7 protein-coding genes are annotated in these 20,505 nt (G+C 50.2%); 6 read left to right on the top strand and 1 reads right to left on the bottom strand.

The features are described from left to right. Positions 1 to 43 precede the first annotated feature (43 nt). Complete coding sequence (locus tag ACFQ88_RS07165; protein ID WP_379453278.1) at positions 44 to 7,366, top strand: neuraminidase-like domain-containing protein; 7,323 nt, start codon at positions 44 to 46, stop codon at positions 7,364 to 7,366. Continuing rightward, entirely contained in the window at positions 7,366 to 11,130 is a 3,765-nt protein-coding gene (locus tag ACFQ88_RS07160) for a Tc toxin subunit A-related protein (RefSeq protein WP_379453276.1), read from the top strand. The genes ACFQ88_RS07165 and ACFQ88_RS07160 overlap by 1 nt, the downstream gene beginning before the upstream one ends. Positions 11,131 to 11,368: 238 nt before the next feature. Here ACFQ88_RS07160 and ACFQ88_RS07155 read toward each other — a convergent pair whose 3' ends face one another. Then, complete coding sequence (locus tag ACFQ88_RS07155) at positions 11,369 to 11,476, bottom strand: dihydroorotate dehydrogenase (RefSeq protein ID WP_239624978.1); 108 nt, start codon at positions 11,474 to 11,476, stop codon at positions 11,369 to 11,371. Between the two features lie 407 nt (positions 11,477 to 11,883). Between ACFQ88_RS07155 and ACFQ88_RS07150 the strand changes: the two genes are divergently transcribed. The 4 genes from ACFQ88_RS07150 to ACFQ88_RS07135 all read left to right on the top strand — a co-directional run bounded on the left by ACFQ88_RS07150 (position 11,884) and on the right by ACFQ88_RS07135 (position 20,502). Then, positions 11,884 to 13,422: a hypothetical protein gene (locus ACFQ88_RS07150; protein WP_379453273.1), complete on the top strand. Its 1,539-nt coding sequence runs from the start codon at positions 11,884 to 11,886 to the stop codon at positions 13,420 to 13,422. Beyond that, positions 13,419 to 15,350, top strand: a complete 1,932-nt coding sequence (locus ACFQ88_RS07145; protein ID WP_379453271.1) for a TOMM precursor leader peptide-binding protein — start codon at positions 13,419 to 13,421, stop codon at positions 15,348 to 15,350. The genes ACFQ88_RS07150 and ACFQ88_RS07145 overlap by 4 nt, the downstream gene beginning before the upstream one ends. 904 nt (positions 15,351 to 16,254) lie before the next feature. Beyond that, entirely contained in the window at positions 16,255 to 17,331 is a 1,077-nt protein-coding gene (locus ACFQ88_RS07140; RefSeq protein WP_379453269.1) for a Gfo/Idh/MocA family protein, read from the top strand. A 33-nt stretch (positions 17,332 to 17,364) separates the two neighbouring features. After that, positions 17,365 to 20,502, top strand: coding sequence for a chondroitinase family polysaccharide lyase (locus tag ACFQ88_RS07135; protein ID WP_379453267.1), 3,138 nt, complete (start codon positions 17,365 to 17,367; stop codon positions 20,500 to 20,502). Positions 20,503 to 20,505: the final 3 nt, after the last annotated feature.

Below are 20,505 nucleotides of genomic sequence, written 5' to 3'. Positions count from 1 at the left end.
GGCTCTTTATGAGAGCTTCCTTTTCAAGGATAGGAGGAAAACCATGAACCTGATCGTCCCCGTTGAACCGGGAAAGCAAGGGCCTGAAGTGGCCGATTTACAGGACGCGCTGCTGCTTTTCTTTGAAAGGCGTATTATCTTTGGCGAAACTGAGGAGGAGCAGCGCGCGGTAATAGAAGTATTGCAGCGTGAGCGCAAAGAGCAAACATTCGAGAGTATGACTAAATATGGGGTCACTTTATTTCAGAAAAAGCGAGACCTGAATGTTCAGTCGATAGGCACCGTTGACGAAGTCACTTCCAACGATATGAATTCAGTCTTGCGTCAGCTTGGGATGCTGGGGGAGGAGGGCTGGACGAGGGTCGTTGAAGCTCTTAATGAACAAGGGCAGATGCTTAAAGCTATTAACATCGGCACGGACCATCTGGCTAGCATTGAAGAAAAGCTTCGGAAATCGCCGCTTCTCTCCTTCAATATGCGAGGAGAGACGGTGAAGGCTCTCCATGTCCAGTTGGCGCAAGCCGGTGTTGAATTGCCTTCCAATGAGACCGAAAGCGGCCTGTTCGGAGTCGGCACGCGCGATGCCATAACCCAGCTGCAGGCCAAATATAACCTTGTCCGCACCGGTATATACGACGATGCGACACGCAACGCGCTTGCCATCGCGGTCAGCAGCTCGGCGAATCCAAGGAGGGTCGAAGGCCGCATCCTGCTGGAGAACGGATTGCCTGCCGCGAAGATCAAGCTGCGCATCGTGAATAAGGGGTTCGGCGATCATGAGGACGTATTGGGAGAAATCGAGACGGACGATCGGGGATTTTATGCCCTGCCCTATGAAATTGAAGAAGGAGCGGCCAATCTAGAAATTCGATCGCTCGATGAACAGAACCGTGAAGTCCGGCTTTCCAATCCGAAGATGAATGCGGAGCGCGGCGAGGTGATCAACCTGGTCGCTCCGTCAACCATCAAGTCGCAAGCGAACGAATTCGCACTGCTTACGGCTGACCTGTCGAAAGTGAAAGGCGTCAACATAGCCACTCTTGCAGCTGCACAGGAGAATGAGGATCAACAAGATATTGGTATGCTGCATCAAAGCACGGAATGGGATGCACGCCTTATCGTGTCGGCTGCCATAACAGCACAATTGCACAATGTGACCGGCATTGGGCACGATGCCTTATACGGAGCGGTACGTGCGGGGCTGCCGCATGACCCCGAAGCGCTGTCGCTAGTTCCTCCCGAGGCGTTTGCACTGGCACTGCGAAGCGCTAATGAAGGCGGGATCATATCGCTTACCGACGGGCAAACAACCGAGGCGATCAGCGCATTCGAATCGTTCGCACTAGATAAGCGGCGTACGGCGGTCGTTCCTGGGACCTTGTCGAATGTGAATGAGATGCTGGATAAAGTACAAATCGATCCGGGGCATAAAGACGAATTTATGAAGCTGCTCTGGAAGCATGAAGGCGACGATCTGACCTTATGGACGGAAGCAGGGAAGAAGGGCATACCCGTTGCGGATCTGAAGCTGCAAGGCAAGCTCGCCTACCTGACATTGAACAATGCGCCGCTAACGGAGGCTTTGCAGCGGGAGTTTGATTCCATCGATAAGCTGCCGCGGATGGTCGAGCAAGATCTGTATACGGCGCAAGGGTGGATTGCACGGCTCGAAGGGATGTCGCTGAATGAAGAACAGCATGTCGATTCGGCCAAGTTGGCAAGTCTCATCCCTTCGGCTTTCAAGCAGGACAATGTAAACGATCGCGCTTCCGCCTATGCCGACAATATGGCTTCCAAAGTGCGTGAATCGTTCCCGATTCACGTCATCTGCCGCATGCTGGAGAAAGAAGAGCTGTTGCTTGGCCAGAAGCATACGGAAGTGAAAGAGCCGGTTCTTATCCTGTTAAAAAATGCTGCTAACATGGGGTTCCGTCTCGGAAGTACGCCAGTCGTTCAATTCCTGAAGAAGAATCGCAATACGGTATACGAAGGCCTCGAAGAAGACAAGCAGCATATTGCCGAGCTAGGGTTAAAACTGCTGGCGCGCGTGTACCAGATGTCACCGAACGACGAGGCGATGGTAATTTTATTCAAGCTCAACTTTACATCCGCACGGCAGGTCGCTTCCATCCCGAGGGCTCAATTCATAGAGAAATATTCGCCTTCTTTCGGTTCGCGCATCGCAACGGAAACAATATGGGATAAAAGCGCACAAATTACCTCGACGACCTTCAACTTCTATTCCATGGGCAAAATGATCGACAGCATCGCCCCGATGCCAGCGATCTCCGGTACGCTTGCGCAGCATGAGGAAGCAAAAAATAGAGTGAAATCGCTGCTCAAGGACTATCCGACGATGGAATCGCTCTTCGACTCTCTCGATTATTGCGAGTGTGATCATTGCCGTTCCGTCCTCAGCCCTGCTGCATATGTGGTAGACTTGTTCCGCTTCATAGACCCTCCCGAAGAAGAATGGAACCATACGCTGAATACATGGAAGGACAATCATAACGGCCAATCCTATACCAACGATTACGGCTACCTGAAGCCGTACGATGCCCTGACGCTGCGGCGTCCCGATTTGCCTCACCTGAAACTGACATGCGAGAACACGAATACGGCTTTGCCTTACATCGACCTCGTGAACGAGATTCTGGAGTATTATGTTGCCTATGGCAGGCTGGATGAGAATGCAATGCGCGATACCGGCGACGCTGAATCGTCCGATCTGCTGGCTGAGCCGAACAACATGAATACGGCGGCGTACCGAGCAGCCTATAATACGTTACGAACCGTGCAGTATCCGCTAACGATGCCGTTCGATTTGTGGCTTGAAACCGTAAGGAAATTTAGCGATTATTTCAAAACCCCGTTCTGGGAAATGCTAGATACTTTTCGTCCGAGTGATCAATTGTTCGATCCGACAGTCGATTCTCATCCTTATGGCCGAGCGGCTGTTCTGATGGAATATTTGAAACTTACGTCCGCAGAGGTTGATCTATACACCAAACCTGATACAGACGCCTGGCCAGCCATGTACGGTTACGATGAGCCGACGGATACCGAAGACGCCGTGCTCGCAGAGCTGAGATCGGCCAAAACGGCAGCCTGCCGATTGGGCCTCACGTACAAAGAACTCACCGAGCTTATGATGACAGCTTTCAACAATCCTCATCTGAATCGTTTAGCGAAGCTGCGTGCGTTGGATATCGAGCTTTCCCACATCTATAGCTACATGAAGCATCCCGACTACCCGCCTCTAGCTGCAGAAGAAGTCAGCGAATTGGAGAAGCGGCTTACGCAATTTCATTCGAATTTCGAAGCGAAGCAGTGGCTGATCGAGGCATGGAATCGGCACGAGTTCGACCACATACTCATATTGAATGATTCGAAAACAGGAGGGAGCTTCGACCAGACGACGATTGGTTATGCCGGCCGGCCGACGGAAGAGGTGAGCGCCATGGACTATATCAAGATGAATCTGTTCGTTCGCCTATGGAAGAAGCTGGGCTGGACGATGGAGGAAACCGATCTTGCCCTATGCGCATTCTGTCAATGGCCGGAAGATGGAATAATTGATGACCAAATTTTAGGCAGCGTCATGAAGACCGCACTGGTTTACATCGCACATCTTCAACAGCTTGCGGAATTGCTCCGCGTAGGGAAGAATGGACGCGCCAAACTGCTGACCTTGTGGAGCGCCATGCCAACGAATGGAACACGATCGCTCTATTCGCAATTATTCCTTACTCGCACGGTATTAAAGGAAGATGCCGTCTATGACGATCCGCTCGGCAACTATCTTAGCAGCAACGATGTGTTGATAGCCAATCACTTGCCGACACTGCTCTCCGCCTTGAATTTGACGACGGACGAAGTTGCGCTTATCCTGCAAGACGGCGGCAAGGAGGAGGAGCGTGACTTACAGCAAGCGAAGCTTACGCTGACGAATATTTCTCTGCTTTACCGGTATGGGCTGTTGGCCCAATCGCTGGGTATCTCCATTGCGGAGTTGATCGCGTTGAAAGCGATGAGCGGTTTGAATCCATTCGAGTTATTGAAGCCGGTGCTTCTGGGCGACAGCGACAATGAATATCCGCTTGCTCTTACCCTTGAGTTTGTGAAAGGCGTACAACAGCTGCAAAGCAGCCAGCTGACGATTGCGGATGCCGACTATTTAATCCGCCATCATTATGATCCGCTAGGCCCTTATAAGGAGAACGGCAGTGAGGACTTGAATTGGATTCGCTCCTTGGCATCCGAGCTGCGTACGATTGCCTTTCAGTTTGCGGTTCCTGATCAAGCGGGCAGTGTGAACGACAACGATCTAAGACAGAAGCTGGCGCTTGTCTTCGTTCCGGATGCGGTCGAGAAATTTATGGCATTTTGGCAGGAGCAGCCTGGTTTTGAGCTTACGGGAGCTGCGTTTGAATCGTTTTTTAGAACCAATTTTGACGTGCTGTTCACGTTTGAAGATTATTTCGGTGAAGGTGTAGAGGCGTCCCGGGACGAGAAAAGAATGAAGCTGCTCCAGCGAATCATGCCATTCATGCAGGCAAAGCTGGTGCGCCAAGCTGTTCTGAGGGCGATGACCGCGCAGTCAGGCGGCGATCCACAGCTCGTTGAAGAGCTGCTAACGAATAGCGGTTTTCTGGCTCTGCCGGATTCGACTACGGAGCCGCTGCTAGCGGCGTTCGAGCGATTGGCGGTTCCGGGCATGTCGGTCGAGTTCTCCCCCCCTTCGGCTTTGCCACTCGTAACCCGAACGGTGGAAGTCACGGAATCGGATAGGCTTCAGCATGGGAAGTGGACGGGTTTATTGGAGGTACCTCTTAATGGCATGTACCGCTTTTATGCAGTGTTAGGGAAGCAGGGCGCAGAGGCCGTCCTTCGGTTTCATCATCTGTCAGATCCTATACTGAAATTTACAGCAGCGGCCAACGGCGACGTCCAGTACGCGGATATTGAATTGAAGGCGGGAAATTCGTATGCATTCACTTGCGATGCAAGCCTGCAAAAAGGCGCTTTCCAATTGCTCGTCAAAGGCGAGACGACGGCCAAAGATGCCATCAGCCAATATATCGTCATTCCGCAGTCAGCGGCAGAAGCAGCTCAGCAGGCATGCACGATGCTTAGAAAAGGGCTCCAATTGGCGCAAGGAATAGGGTTAAGCGCACGAGAGATCCGCTATATTGCCGCGAATCGAGAAGGCTTCGGCGGGGCGGATTGGCGCAAGCTGCCTGCTAGAGAATCGAACGATTCAGAATTAGCGGCATCGCTGTACAGAGGAATCAACCGGTTGATGGACTATGCACGGCTCAAGCGCGAAATGTCGGGCGGAAGTGATGATTTGATCGCCTTATTCGAGCACGTAAAGAATGAGCAAATACCGGCGCTGATGGAACGAATCGCAGCCATGACGCGGAGAAAGAAGGAAACGGTCGAAAGCGTGTCGGCAGAACTGAATATGAGCGAGAGTGCGCATTTCGCCGATGTGGAGCGGGTAGGACGTCTGTGGAAAGCACTGCAGCTTGTGGAGAAGTTCGGTGTGCCGCTTCATACGATGAAGAAATGGCTCACTCCGAAACCGGATTATGAGGCCGCTATCCATGTACGCAGCGTAATCAAGTCGCGCTTCTCTCCGGAAGTATGGCAGCAAGTTGCCAAACCAATTTTCGATCCGTTGCGGCAGCGGCAGCGTGATGCACTTGTTGCCCATACGATGCATCTGTTGAAGTTGGACAGCACCGAGAAGCTGTTCGAATATTTTCTGATCGATCCCGGCACTGAACCGGTCGTACAGACGTCGCGGCTGCGGCTTGCGATCTCGTCGCTCCAGACGTTCATTCAGCGCTGCTTTTTGAATCTTGAACCATGGGTGCATCCTATCGTGCTGAACAAGGAGCATTGGTCGTGGACGAAAAGCTATCGGGTGTGGGAGGCGAACCGTAAAATTTTCTTGTTCCCGGAAAATTGGCTTGAACCGGAGTGGCGCGACGACAAAACGTATTTGTATAAGGAGCTAGAGAGCAGTCTGCTGCAGGGCGATGTGACGAATCAGCTGGCAGAAGATGCATTGTATACGTACTTGGACAAGCTGGGCAAATTGGCGCGGCTTGAGATTGTGACGATGTACGCGCAGGAGAGAGCGGGGGGAACGCCGGTCATGCATGTCATCGGCCGCACCTATTCAAGTCCGCATGAATATTTCTACCGACAGTATTCGAATCAAATGTGGACGCCGTGGGAGCCCGTCAATGCCGATATCGACAGCAGCTGTGAGCATTTTGCGGTGGTGATGTGGCGGGGGCGGCTGCATTTGTTCTGGATCAAAATAACGGTAAGCGCTGAAGAGAAAGAGCAAGCGGTCGACGCTGCCAAAAAAGATATATCGCTTGCCGATGCAAAATTAGCGGAATTAGACGGAATGTCGCCTAAGTCATCGACGAGAGTTCTGAACCTTGAATTAAGCTGGTCAGAATATTTTCAAGGCACATGGTCAGCACGTCAATCCAGCGGATTTATTAAGGATATGGAGAACCTGAAGCTAACCTCGAGGTTCGATCCAAGCGCCGTATTTACGACAATAACGAAAGAACCAAGTCCAGATCCGGAGGCAGATGGCAATATCGTGATTAGACTGCACAACCTCATGCCAGCCAAGACCTTTGCCTTCCGTGTCGTGAGCAAAAACAGCATTCCGCAGTTCGGACCGTATGCAGCGGATAGTCCTGCCGTTCCCTATGCCACAGGGGGCACCTCGTACAACCGGTTCAAAGGCTCTGGCGCATTGACCGTCACTTTCATCCAACAGGTTGAGACGATAGATGGCAAGAATCAATCTTCACGCGCGACGCAAACGATTTTATCCAATGGCGGCAGCAGCTTCACGTTGTTGCCCACGAGTAATGCGATGAAACATCCGAATGAAGAATTCGCTCCGCTTATTAGCCCATTCGTATTCGCCGATGACTTGTATACGTTTTTCGTGGAACCGACGCTTACCGAGACGACCATCGATAAGTGGGAAGGATACACGATTCCCAGGTCAACACAGAAACCGAAGTGGGACGATATGCTGCTGCATCTTCCGAGAGCGGTTAGTCCGGTTATTCCGCCTAAATTATACAACCATGAAGTATTCCGGCTCAAAGACAGCTCGATTCGAATCGATCCGGTTGATCAATCAGCCCGCTATGCTGTCATGCCTAACACCGACGTACTTACCCAATCCGGTACTGCCGTTCAGTATGGAGGCAACCTGATTGGCGCGGCAGGCCGTATCCGTGACGTTCGAGAAGTGACCCATGTTATCACCCAAATCGGCGGAATAAACCTGAACTTCAGCAGAGGAGGCGGCGTGTAATGAAGTATGGCAATTGGGCATTAAGTGCATTTCACGGTTCGGTTCAATATCTCGATTTCGTACGTTTGGATGCGCAGAGGAATGGAGCCGAGGAAACAGGCGAGCGCCATATCGTTACCAGGACGCGGTCGCTTCGTTACCGGTTCTACCCGCACTTCCACAGCTATATTGAAGAATTGAAAACGCGGCTGATCGAGAAATCGGTCCACGGTCTGCAAGCGGCTGATACCGATTATAAATTAAGTGCGAATAACGATGGCACCTACGAAACGCTGCCGAACAGCTTTCAAGCGATGCTGCCGGCCGGACTTGTCCTGCAGCTTCCTTTACCGGGTCAAGATGATGAGGAAATTACGCTTCCATTCAACATAACGGTCGCTTTGCCGGATGGCGTTAAGATCGATCTTGACGGCGGCCAAGCTGCTATTCTGCCTGGCAGCGTTATCGCTCGCGATGACCACCGCGGCACGCGTGTAAGAGTCGAAGGCGGCACACTATTCCGTGACCTGGATAACGGAACAGAAACCACGTTAGCTTCGGCAGCTATCGTAACTTTACCCGCTGCGGCCATCATCCTAGGCGAGGATGGGATCATGCGCAAGCTTGCAGCGCCCCAAGCCGTTACGGTGCCAATTGGGACGAGCGTTAAACTGCTAGGCGGCAAACCGAAACCGACTTTATTCCGCGAGCTATTCACGGCGGCGCAATATTCGCCGGCGAATCTAGTTGAGCAGCCCTATCCCGTACGCGATCTCGATTTCTCTTCCAGCGGCGCCTACTCGGTATACAACTGGGAATTGTTCTATCATATTCCGCTTGCGATAGCGATTCATCTGAGCAAAAACCAGCGGTTCGAAGAAGCCCAGAGGTGGTTCCATTATATATTCGACCCTACGGACGATAGCGACGGCACGACGCCGGAACGATTCTGGAAAGTAAAGCCGTTCCAAAGCACGGAAGTGAAACAGATCGAAGACATCTTGGTCAACCTGTCGTCGGGAGCCGATTATACGCTGCAGCAGGACACGATCAATAACATCAACGCGTGGAAGGATGCCCCATTCCGGCCTCATCTCGTCGCGCGTTACCGTAATACGGCGTACATGTACAAGGCGGTGATGGCGTATCTGGATAATCTGATCGACTGGGGCGACTATTTGTTCGGGGGTGCTGATTCTGCCGAAGCAGTGACAGAAGCGCTTCAGCCTTATGTACTGGCGTCTCTCATCTTAGGGGTACGGCCTCAAGCCGTTCCTCGCAAAGGATCGCTTAAGCCGCTCACCTATGCCGACAGGCGCGGGAAGTGGGACGAGTTCGACAATACGCTGGTACAGATGGAGAGCGAGCTTCCGTTCGATTTGGCACCGTTCCCAATGACGGGCGGGGCTGGCGATTCATATGCCTCGTTGCAAAGTATTGGGACGTCCCTTTATTTCTGCGTTCCGCGCAATGACAAGCTGATGGGGTACTGGGATACGGTAGCCGATCGTCTGTTCAAGATTCGCAATAGCTTGAACTTGCAAGGCGTCTTCCGCCAGCTGCCGCTGTTCGATCCGCCGATCGACCCTGCGCTGCTGGCGCGGGCGGCGGCTTCCGGACTGGATGTCGGTTCGGTTATCGCAGGAATCAATCAGCCGCTGCCGTTGGTATGCTTTCGCATCAACTATCAGATAGCCTTAGATATATGTCAGATCGTTATATCTCTTGGCAACAACCTGCTCGCGGCGATTGAGAAGGAAGATAATGAGAAGCTGGCGCTGCTGCGGGCCCAGCATGAGTCCGGCATTCTAGGCTTGGCCGAAAAAGTGAAGTTTAATCAATGGCGAGAGGCAGCTAAGAACCGCGAAAGTCTGGAAGTATCGCTTAAGAACGTGAAAGAACGATACATTTATTTGGAGCTCTTGCTGGGTAACAAGAGAGAGGATATTGAGAAGAAGCTTCCGCAATTGGTGCCGATCGAGGCAACCCAAGAAGGGTATATCCGTAATGAACAGGATCCTGAATATGGGCGGCGCGATGTACGGATTGATAATGCGGAGGACTTGAGTGAATCGGGCGGGACGATTGTCAGCCGGCGCGAGATGGAAGAGTTGGAGAAATTAAGTACTGCCAGAATGCTGTATGAGTTCTCCAAACTCGCATTAACTGCAGCACCTGCAGCTTCCAATATTCCTGACTTTAATTTCGACTTTCACTTCTGGGGAATTGGCGGGCACGCCACGATCGGAGGTACAGCTCTTGCCAGAAACCTTCAGTTCGCTGCCGAATTAGCCCAATCGATGTCGGATCGCCTTAATTATGAAGCGGGGATGGCTGCCAAGATTGCGGTCTATGACCGGAGGCAGCAAGAATGGGAGAACCAGAGCAATATTGCCGTCGGGGAAATGAATCAAATCGTCAGCCAGATCCGCGCAGCGGAAATCCGCGAGTATATAGCCAAGCAAGAGTATAACCATCATATGGAACAAATGAACAATGCTGCCGCCATCGAGAATTTCCTGAAAAACGAAAAAAACGAAGAGGAGTTAAAAAAGACCACCGTGTCGTTCTACACGTGGATGAAACGGGAGATTCGCGGTTTGTATTCGCAAGCCTACAAATTCGCATACGATGCAGCCAAGAAAGCCGAACGCGCCCTGCAGCATGAGCTGGGCAAACCGGAGCTAACGTTCCTGCAGTACGGATACATGTCAGGCAAGGAAGGGCTGCTCGCAGGAGAGAAGCTGCAGCTTGATTTGAAACGGATGGAAGCGGCATATCATGAGATGAATCAGCGGGAGTATGAATTGACGAAGCATGTCAGCTTACTGATGGTCAACCCGATGGCATTAGTGCAGCTGCGGACGACCGGACAGTGTACCGTGAAGCTGCCCGAATCGTTATTCGACATGGACGGTCCCGGCCACTACTTCAGACGGATCAAGAGCGTGGCACTGAGCATCCCTTGCGTGACCGGCCCCTATTCGAGCGTGAATTGTACGTTGACGCTTCAGAAGAGCACCATCCGCAAATCCTCGAGCTTGCGGGACAATCAATATGTCCGTGATCAGGCTGCCGATGACGACCGGTTCAGCGATTATTTTGGCAGCACACAGTCTATCGTGACGAGCTCCGCACAGAATGACAGCGGGATGTTCGAGGTGAATTTGCGGGACGACCGTTATTTGCCGTTCGAGAAAGCCGGCGTCATAAGCGAATGGCAGCTGCAACTGCCGGCCGACCCTAGCAAGGATGAATTGTGCCAGTTCGATTACAGCACCATCAGCGATGTCATTATGCATATCCGGTACACAGCACGCGAGGGAGGCGAACCGCTGCGCGTTGCTGCTAAGGAGGCCATCAATGAGGAGATCAAAACGAATGCGGCGGCAGGCTGCGTTCGTCTGTTCTCGATCAGACATGAGTTCCCTACGGAATGGGCGAAGTTTCAAAATCAAAAACCGGTAGAAAACAAGAGATATGAGCTGGCCATTCCATTCCGCAAGGAGCATTATCCTTATTGGTGCCAAAATCGGCTGGATAAGGTGGCGAAGGTTGAACTATTGGCAGGCGGGGCGGCGGACGCATTCGATATTTTCAGAAGCGCCGATAAGACTGTGGAAGATCAATTAGGGAAATTGGAAGTGCATCAAGGAAAGTTGTTGAAAGGGGCGTTGCTAGAGGAAGCTCTGCCGCAATCGCCTGTCGATGCGCTGAAGCTTTATCTCGACTCCACGGAAATTACGGACCTGTTGATTGCCGTCACTTGGCACAGCCATGAGTAAAAATTGACGTCATCCATCGAATGGCAGCGATCGCTTTATGACGTACAGGCACGGATAGGCCACAGCCCACATACACTATTGAACAGTCGAAGATGGCAGTGCAGGACATCTCTGCATTCTTCGTGCGATACAGCATGGAGGTGGCCTATTCAATGCCAGGACTATTCGCTGGAATCGTATACTTGTCAGTTTAAAAAACGCCCAGACTATTTAATAGCCGGGCGTTAGTGTGTGCCAATTAGTAAAGAAATCCACGAGTAATAATTACAAGCAGAATGAAAAGCACTAGAATAATAGCCGCAGAAGTAAACAAACCTCCACAACTACCTGCTACTCCTAATCCCATTGTGATTTCCTCCCTCCCGAGTTGTAAGGTATTGTATGTGTTTGTGCCGATCATGGATTGGGCTAAGTCGAAAATTGTTCGAAATTAGGGACCGTCCGTCGTTCCAACGCTTCCGTTCATATACTAATTTTGCAGAAATTTCCCCATCTCCATATACTCCAGATCATTCCGTTATCTAAACAGTAACCAGTTGCGTCTAGCTCTTATTCCCAGTATATAATCTTTGCCTATAGCTTCTTTTAAATTCACGCTTTTTACAGACTTGCTGCTTAAGCATATAAAGTAGTTTTGCTTTGTTACGTAATAAAACAAAGGGTGTAGACATATTTTTATGTAGATTTAGGGTTTGTGGATATCATCATGAGCGAGTTCTCAAACCGTGTTATGTCATAGATGGAGGTAGACAAATGTCTTCTCAAGATGCAGGGGTACTGGCCGTCGGTTCCGGAACTATCTTGGTCGAGCTGGTTAATGCATGGTATGAATCAGGTTTATCGAAACTTTCCATATTGGCAATCAACACATCTCTTGCAGATGCGGAGCAGCTTAAGGCGGCCTGGGAACAGGCGCTCCCGAGCAATCCGGAAACATCTCTGGATATTATCCTTGCCGAAGCGGAGGGCGTCGAAGTGAATTGGAACACTGTGATCAGGCCGTTCTCATTTATTTTGTATGCTGCGCAGCATGGTGATCTGGAGGAGCTTGAAAAGCTTCAGAGCACCTGCATAGCCGAAAAGAAACCGCTGCTTCCTGCGATGGATCTACGAGGAATAGGCATGGTTGGGCCACTGCTTCAGCCGGACGGAAATGGAAGCGGGGAGTGTGCATGGCGGCGCGTTCACGCGTCTATATTCCCACCTGAGTGGGAATCGTACCCATTCTATAGGACAACTGCAACCCTCTTATCCAATCTTATCGTCTATGAGTGCCATAAGTGGTTTATTGGAGAGAGCGAGCCGAAAAGCAACAATCATTGCTATATATTGAATCCGCTCACTCTGGAGGGAAGTTGGTATTCGGTTCTTCCGCATCCTTTCTTATCGGGGCACGAAGCGGCCCGTATGGCGACAGACCTGGAGCTAAACCTCGGATCTGACCAGGAGCCTGATGCTGAACAATGGTTTTCGTGGTTCAATGGGCTGACCTCCAAGGTGTCGGGCATTTTCCATGTTTGGGAGGAAGGAGCATTGGAGCAGCTCCCGCTTGCACAATGTCTCGTGCAGCCTGTAGACCCGTTATCGGAAGGCTTTGCGCGGCTTCTTCCAGCCATTGTCAGCAGCGCACTGACGCATGTAGAGGCCCGGCGGGAGTCCGCGCTTGCAGGAATGGAATCCTATACCGCTCGCATGACCCCGCTATGGATACCTGGGCTCTCCTCTAGGCAGCAGGAGGACATCAGCATCGGAGCCGGATTCACGTTCGCCGAAGCGGCGGGGCGAGGACTGATCGCTTGTTTGACCAAAGAGCTGGAAAGACGGACCCTCTATCAAGAAAGGGTTCTCTCCCGCATGGAAATTGTCCAAATCGAAGATGTCCACTGCCGGTACTATTTGCAAGCTCTGAATATAAAGGAAGGAGAGACTTTCATCGCATTCGGAGAACCGCTGTATGGATTTCCGGTCATATGGGTCCTCTCGGATCATTCCTGGTATGGCTGCGTAGGCCTTGATAAGACCTTAGCGCTTCGCCAAGCACTGCAAAATGCTTTGATGAAAACGAAAATCGTTCCGGATAGTGCTATGATTTGGAGCGACGATAAGCCGCAACGCATCACCATTACTTCTGCAGCTTCTATAAGTCACGCATCTAGAATGCTCTCAGCGGTAAATACCTTAAGGCAGCACCATAAACAGCTGGAGGTCTTCGACATGCGGTGCGAGCCCGTTCTGAAAGAAGGGCCGCTTGAAGTCGTTGCTGTATTGCTCGGTGAGGAGGTAGCCCTATGAATACCGTCATTATTATCGGTGAGGGGCTGTTGGCAGATACGGTGAGCAAGTATTTGTTAGGATTCCCGATAGTACGCAGATCCGCTTTCGGTGAGGCTTTACCGCCCGCGGGACTGGTATTGGTGCTAGGAGGGGACTCCTCAACTCATCTCCAAGCTGAAGAGATCCTGCGGCCGCTTAGGATTCCATGGCTGGGCTGCTATGTGTCCGATGGAGAAGGAGTGATTGGGCCGCTAGTCCTTCCCGGGACAGCCGGATGCTCCCAGTGTGCGGAAAATAGGCTCTCCATGTCGATGGAAACCAGTGAAAATATGGATGATCAGATCATGAGACTCATCTCCCTCGATCCTCTCCCAGCACAGGCTCCCGAGGTACATCCATTGGCATTGCGGCATATTGCATATATAGTCTCAGCAGAAGCAGCTAAGGTGCTCCAAGGAGATAAACCGTATTCCGAGAGCCACATCTATTTAGTTAACCTGATAAATCTAAATACCACAATTCACTACATCCTTCCTGACCAATCTTGTCCGGTTTGCGGTCAATGGCCGGAGGATTCGAAGGAAGCGGCCCATATAACACTTGGATCTTGCAAGAAACACAAGAGGGACATTTATCGCAGCCGCTCGATGAGTGATTTACAGAAGGTTCTGATTAAGGATTATTGGGACAGCCGGACTGGGCTCTTCAACGGCAGAGAGCTGAGCTTCCTGTCCACTTTTGCATGTGCGGTTGTGAATCTTCCTTTGCCTATGTGGAATGAAGTGACAGGAGGTCATTCGCATTCATTTGCAGACAGCGAGCTGGCTGCCATCCTCGAAGGATTGGAGAGATTTTGCGGGATTGCACTCCGAGGAAAACGAACGGTTGTGCATGACAGCTTCGTTAACTTGAAGGATGATGCCATGGATCCGTCGAAGGTAGGGCTCCACGCGCAGGAGCACATGGATCAGCCGGATTTTCCCTTTCTGCCGTTTGATCCTAATGCCGAAATTCCTTGGGTGTGGGGATACTCACTGCTGCAGGAACGTCCGATTCTGGTTCCCGAGTTGCTGGCTTATTACAGCCTGGGCTATGGAGGAGGCTTTGTATATGAGACTTCTAATGGCTGCGCGTTAGGCGGGAGTCGGGAAGAAGCTATCTTGCACGGCATTTTGGAGATCGTAGAGCGTGATTCATTCTTGTTGACCTGGTACGCCAAGCTGCCCGTTCCACGGCTTGATTACCGTTCGTCGGGTGACAAGGAACTGCTGACGATGATCGAACGTTTAAAAGCTGTAACAGGTTATGAGGTGCTGCTATACAATACGACGATGGAAAACGGCATTCCAAGCATATGGGCTATAGCAAAGGGGGGAGCAAATCAGACATTGAACCTTGTGTGCGCCGCGGGAGCCCATCTGGATCCTATCCTTGCAGCCAAGAGCGCCGTGTATGAGCTGGCCGGGACGATAACAAGGGTTGAGGAACTTTGGGAAGAACGTCGAGATGATGCTGAAGCTATGTTTCATGATTCTTTCTTGATGCAATTTATGGAGGATCATTCCTTGTTGTATAGTTTGCCACAAGCGGAGGAACGACTAGGATTCTTGTTAGACGAACAGCGTCCTCTGCGGACTTTTGCTGAAGAATTCGGGCCTGTAGTGAGTAATGACGATTTAACGGATGATCTGAAGCAAGTTCTTGCAGTGTTTAGCAGCTTGGAGCTGGATGTTATTGTAGTCAACCAGTCTACGAGCGAGACGCTTCGTAATGAGCTATACTGCTTCAAAGTGTTGATACCGGGAATGCTGCCAATGACGTTCGGACATACGCTTACCCGCTTGGCGGGTCTGAATAGAGTGTTGGAAGTACCGATGCGGCTGGGTTATGCCGATCACAAGCTATCGTTGGAGGAGTTGAACCCCTATCCGCATCCGTTTCCATAGGAATGTATAAACAGTTTAGAGAATTTATATAAAAAAGAGGTAAAATGAGAGGACTGACCCCAATCTGTGAGAAAGGGATCAAAACTAATAGGCAGCCAGTCGTCGGAATCAACCGGCGACTGGCTGCTTATTAGTTTCGTTTGCATGTAAATTCAATTATTTGTAATTACTAATAAGCAAAATGGAGCCATGCATTCTAAGTGTCTGCAGGATAGCGGTCTTGCTGCCTTTTGATCTCCTATTTTTCGAACATTATGCATAGGATCCCCTTTAGTTAGTTTATATTTAGTTGTAATAACAATATGATCTCAGATAATCATTGGTATTAGCAAAAGGCAAATATCATTTACAAACGCTTGATATATCTGTTTTTTTGCATTTAATAATCTTATTTATGAATAGTTAAATAATTTAGATAGTTTAAATCTTGACTAAACATAAGGGCGGCATTATAGTTGGATACATAGGATAAGTGATTTCAACACGTGCGACTTGCGAAACGCAGGTATAACTAACAAATCCGGCAGGTTGTCCTCGCTGCGCAAAGACAAAGACGCCAAAGCGATCAACGTAGTGGACAACAGAAAAAAGTAACCGCATACATGGAATTCAGCTTTAGCATTGGATTGCGTTCAGGGAATGAATTCAGTCATGAACATTATTTATTGGGGGGGATATACCATCATTGCGGGATCGGCTACGGGCTTGAAAGCCTTATCAACGTACAGAGGGGTTGCTCGATTTCTGCGACATAATAGGTCATGCGACTTGGGCTCTGCAGACACCATCAAAGTGAATTATTTTGGGGTCTGAAGCAGGGGATGATTTGATTCGTAGTAAAGCGGATTCGGAGAATTGACTAAGTGAGGTCGATGACCGCGAGAAGAAGAGAGGATGAAGGTCAATGTCTACAACGTTAAAGGTCGGTATTATCGGTTGCGGCGGGAATGCAACGAACAAGCATATGCCCTCATTGTCTCAAATCGATACCGTAGAGCTAGCTGCTTTCTGTGATGTATTTAGAGAAAATGCTCAGAAGGCATCCGACAAATTTGGAAAGGCTGGAAGTATCGTCTACTCGGATTTCATGGAGCTTCTCGCAAATCCTTCCATAGACGTCGTTCATATTTGCACGAACAATGATACCCATGCCGAGATTGCGATTGCAGCACTTAGAGCGGGCAAGCACGTAATGTGCGAAAAGCCTATGGCCAAGACAGCGGAGGAAGCGGTACACATGCTCGAGGTTGCGAGGCAAACGGGAAAAAAGTTGACCATCGGCTACAATAACCGATTTCGTCCAGATAGCCAGCAGCTCTATAACATTTGCCGGAGCGGGAGCCTGGGTGACATCTATTTTGCCAAAGCTCATGCGATTCGCAGGCGCGGTGTTCCGAACCGCAAAGTTTTTCTTGATAAAGAAAAGCAAGGGGGAGGTCCGCTTATCGACATCGGCACGCATGCGTTGGACTTGACTTTATGGTTGATGGATAATTATAAGCCTCGCATGGTTGTAGGTACGGCCTATAACATGCTGTCCCAAATGGAGGAAACGGCAAGAACCGGGGGATGGGATCCCCGCAGCTTTACCGTAGAGGATTCCGCCTTCGGCATGATTGTTATGGAGAATGGCGCTACGGTTATGCTGGAGTCAAGCTGGGTATTAAATGTCCGTCATGAAGCCACGAACAAGGTAACATTATGCGGAAGCAAGGGCGGTGCCGACATGTGGGACGGTCTGTGGATTAACGGAGAAAGCGAAGGGAATCTGAATGAACAGCAAATACTAGTAGATGGTTCAGGTATGACTGCTAAAGAAATTCGCAGCCAGACGCTCGATCTGGAAATGAGGACATGGATCGATAGTATTATTGCGGATAAAGAACCGGTCGTCAAACCGGAGCAGGCGCTTGTCGTATCGCAAATTTTGGAGGCTCTATATAAATCGGCGGAGACCGGCAAGCCTGTTTATTTTAGTTAAGGCAGTACTCTTTTTTTCAATTCATTCATTTGGATGGAAGGTGCAAATATGAACGACGGGTTATCCAAGATAGAAATTTATGGAGATGACGGCTCTTTCATCTATGCCGAATCTTTTGAAGGGAATTCGGTGCCTAATCACTGGAATACAGTTGGAGCTGGAACGCTCGCTCTTTCCCAAGCTCATTACAAACACGGATCTCACTCTTTGAGATGGCAGTGGAATCAGGGAGGAAGGCTTGTAGTAACCAGGCCAGACCATCTGGAAGAAGCATGCAAAAGCATGAACGGCGGAGTCAAATTTTGGATTTATAATGAAAAGGCATTAACCGGTAAGCTCACGTTCCGTCTTGGATCTGAACGTGAAATAAGTCAAGGTCTATTCCGGTGCTCCTTTGAGATTGGGGTAGGGTTTACCGGCTGGAGAGGCTTTAACATCCATTTTCGAGAGGATGGCGGGTTCGAGCCCGACCGCGAGAACCAAGATGTCGAGCAGTTGGAAGTGATGGAGCTCATTCCACCGCAGGAGGAAGAGAGCGGAACTTTCTTTCTGGACGTTATCGAATTTGTTGCATCGATTCCTGCCTCACGTTCTTCGGACTGGCAGATACCCTCTCTAAGACAGAAGGCAAATGGGGGAAAGGGAGGCACATGGGACCGCAGTTACTATTTCAGTCGTTTGCAGCCTAGATTGCCGGAGGAAACAGAGCTGACGCAGGAACAAGCGGCTGCGTTTGCGCTTATCTCCAAACGTTATGAGCAATGGGTATTGGGTGAAAAGGTTGATCTTGCGTGTGAACCGCTTCGCATACGTTATGAATCCCTTCAAGCTTTCATCCGCGAAGGTGTGGAGCGGTATCAGAGGTTGGACATCAAGCGAGATAAAGACGGCTATGTGACAGGAGCACCGCTTTTTTCCAGCCGTTCGTCGCACGGTCCCGAGTTTGGGAAAGATGTAGCCCGGACTATTTTTCTGCCGGTTGTGCTTGATTATAGGTTGAATGGTAATGAAGAAAGCAGACAGAAGGCGCTGGATTTATTCGATTATTTTCACGATCAGGGCTGGGCCGCAGGCAGCGGACTGGAAACGCTTGATCACGAAACCAACAGAAACAACGGGTATTTTCATTCTGTATTCCTGATGAGGGAGGAGTTAAAGCGAACAGGGAGACTGGATCGAGAATACGCCTCTATGCATTGGTTTACCAATTTCGGTAAAACCTACGGTTTTCCTGGAGAGGACTACACCGAAACGACGGCTGACGAAGTGCGTACCCGTTTTGTGTATAAGCTGCTTGTTGTCTTATGTATGGAAGATTCTCCAGAGAAAGTACGGCACATGAAGGGGCTGCTGCTGTGGATGAACAATGCTCTCGCCATTGCGCCTGGATTCGCGGGGACGATCAAACACGATTATATGGGCTTTCACCATCGCATGGTATATACGTCAGCTTATGCACCTAATGCTCTTCATACGGGCGCGTTGATGGCATATCTGCTTCATGGAACTCCCTATGCGCTTGATGAGAAATCGGTCAGCAATCTAAAACAGGCCCTCTTAACGATGCGAATCGTGACGAACAAGTACGATGTGCCGACCGGAATAAGCGGAAGGTTCCCGGACAAAGGGGCGTTCACCCATGAAATGCTGCCGGCTTTAGCATTGCTAGCTTTCGCGGGAGAAACGATAGACATTGAACTAGCTGGGGCATTCATGAGATTATGGGACCCGGAAGCTAAATGCGTAAGAAAGATGTTCGCGCAGGCTGATAGCAAAGGCGTCGAATATATGGATACTCTTGGTGGCTTGCAGTTCGCGGTGAAGCTATCGCAAGCGGGTTTTGCTCCGGAAAATAGTCCAACGGGCTTTTGGATGAAGCCTTCATCGGCACTCGCAGTGCTGCGCCGGGATCATTGGATGGTTTCTACCAAAGGGTGGAGTCAGTACGTTGTCGATTTCGAAGCACATAGTGCCAAACCTTCGATGTCGGTACATAAGGTTATGCCTGGAGAAAATGTTTACGGGCGATATGTAAGTTATGGCGCGATTCAAATATTTGCAGACGGTGAATCGCCAAGCGCAGAGGGCAGCGGTTATGCACTAAACCGTGGATGGGATTGGTCCAGATGGCCAGGTACGACTTCCCGGCATCTCTCTCTTGAAGAACTGGAAACGCTCGGCTCTCGACCTGGAGCACGTTCATTTACAGAAGGCACACGATCGTTTACGGATGAAACATTTGTCGGAGGCGTGTCCAGCGAGGGGATGGAAGGGATCTTCGCGATGAAGCTGCACGACACTGTGTTTGATCCTAGCTTCCGCGCTGTCAAAACCGTATTTTATTTTGGCAAAGATATCATTTCGCTTGGCTCTGGCATTTGCTGCGAGGATCCGCGCAATCATGTGGAAACGACGTTGTTCCAATCCCATATGAGTGATGCTGTGAATCCGTTCTATATAAATGATAAGCAAATTACAGAGCTCCCGTGGCTATTCATTGGTTCATACGGGGAAACGGCTTGGATGATTGACCCCTATGGTAACGGCTATGTGGTGCCTGATGCGGGCGGTCTTCAAATTGAACGAGCCGCTCAGAAATCAAGGGATTCAAGTGGATTGATGGAGACGGAAGGCTTCTATACGACGGCATGGATCGATCATGGAATACAACCGCAAAGCCTCGGCTATGAATATGCCATTCTTGTGCAATCGACACCGGAAGCGGTCAGAAGCTATGCTGCTTCGCCACACTACAAAGTGCTGCAAAAAGATGAAAAGGCACATGTCGTACTACATAACAAGCTGCAGTCCATTGGTTACGTTCTATTTGACGAAACCGAGAAAATGAATTTTGGCGTGTTCCATAGTTCGAGCGCTCCGGTAATCGTCATGGAAAAAAGGCGTGAACAATCCCTGCTCCTCAGCTTGGCGGATCCGGACTTGCGTTTGCCTAAGTTGAAAAATCAACGCATGGACGATGTGACTGCATGGACAGCGGGCATGGAAACAATTACGTGCGTGGAGCTTAAGGGACAGTGGACCATGAAAGGAAAAGAGCTTCCACGTGATGTTACTGGAATTGAAGTAAGTGCTGATAAGGACAAGACATCCTTGCACATCCGATGCCAAAACGGAGCCTCTGTCGAATTGGAACTAGCAGAAATAAACTAAAAA

This window comes from Paenibacillus sp. NPDC056579 (assembly GCF_042793215.1).
Taxonomy (GTDB): Bacteria; Bacillota; Bacilli; order Paenibacillales; family NBRC-103111; genus Paenibacillus_S.
This window is presented reverse-complemented; position numbering and strand designations above follow the sequence as displayed.

Coding starts and splice junctions, on each gene's coding strand:
- ACFQ88_RS07135 (WP_379453267.1), top strand. CDS start 17,365: ATGGAAGGTGCAAATATGAACGACGGGTTATCCAAGATAGAAATTTAT.
- ACFQ88_RS07165 (WP_379453278.1), top strand. CDS start 44: ATGAACCTGATCGTCCCCGTTGAACCGGGAAAGCAAGGGCCTGAAGTG.
- ACFQ88_RS07150 (WP_379453273.1), top strand. CDS start 11,884: ATGTCTTCTCAAGATGCAGGGGTACTGGCCGTCGGTTCCGGAACTATC.
- ACFQ88_RS07145 (WP_379453271.1), top strand. CDS start 13,419: ATGAATACCGTCATTATTATCGGTGAGGGGCTGTTGGCAGATACGGTG.
- ACFQ88_RS07155 (WP_239624978.1), bottom strand. CDS start 11,476: ATGGGATTAGGAGTAGCAGGTAGTTGTGGAGGTTTGTTTACTTCTGCG.
- ACFQ88_RS07160 (WP_379453276.1), top strand. CDS start 7,366: ATGAAGTATGGCAATTGGGCATTAAGTGCATTTCACGGTTCGGTTCAA.
- ACFQ88_RS07140 (WP_379453269.1), top strand. CDS start 16,255: ATGTCTACAACGTTAAAGGTCGGTATTATCGGTTGCGGCGGGAATGCA.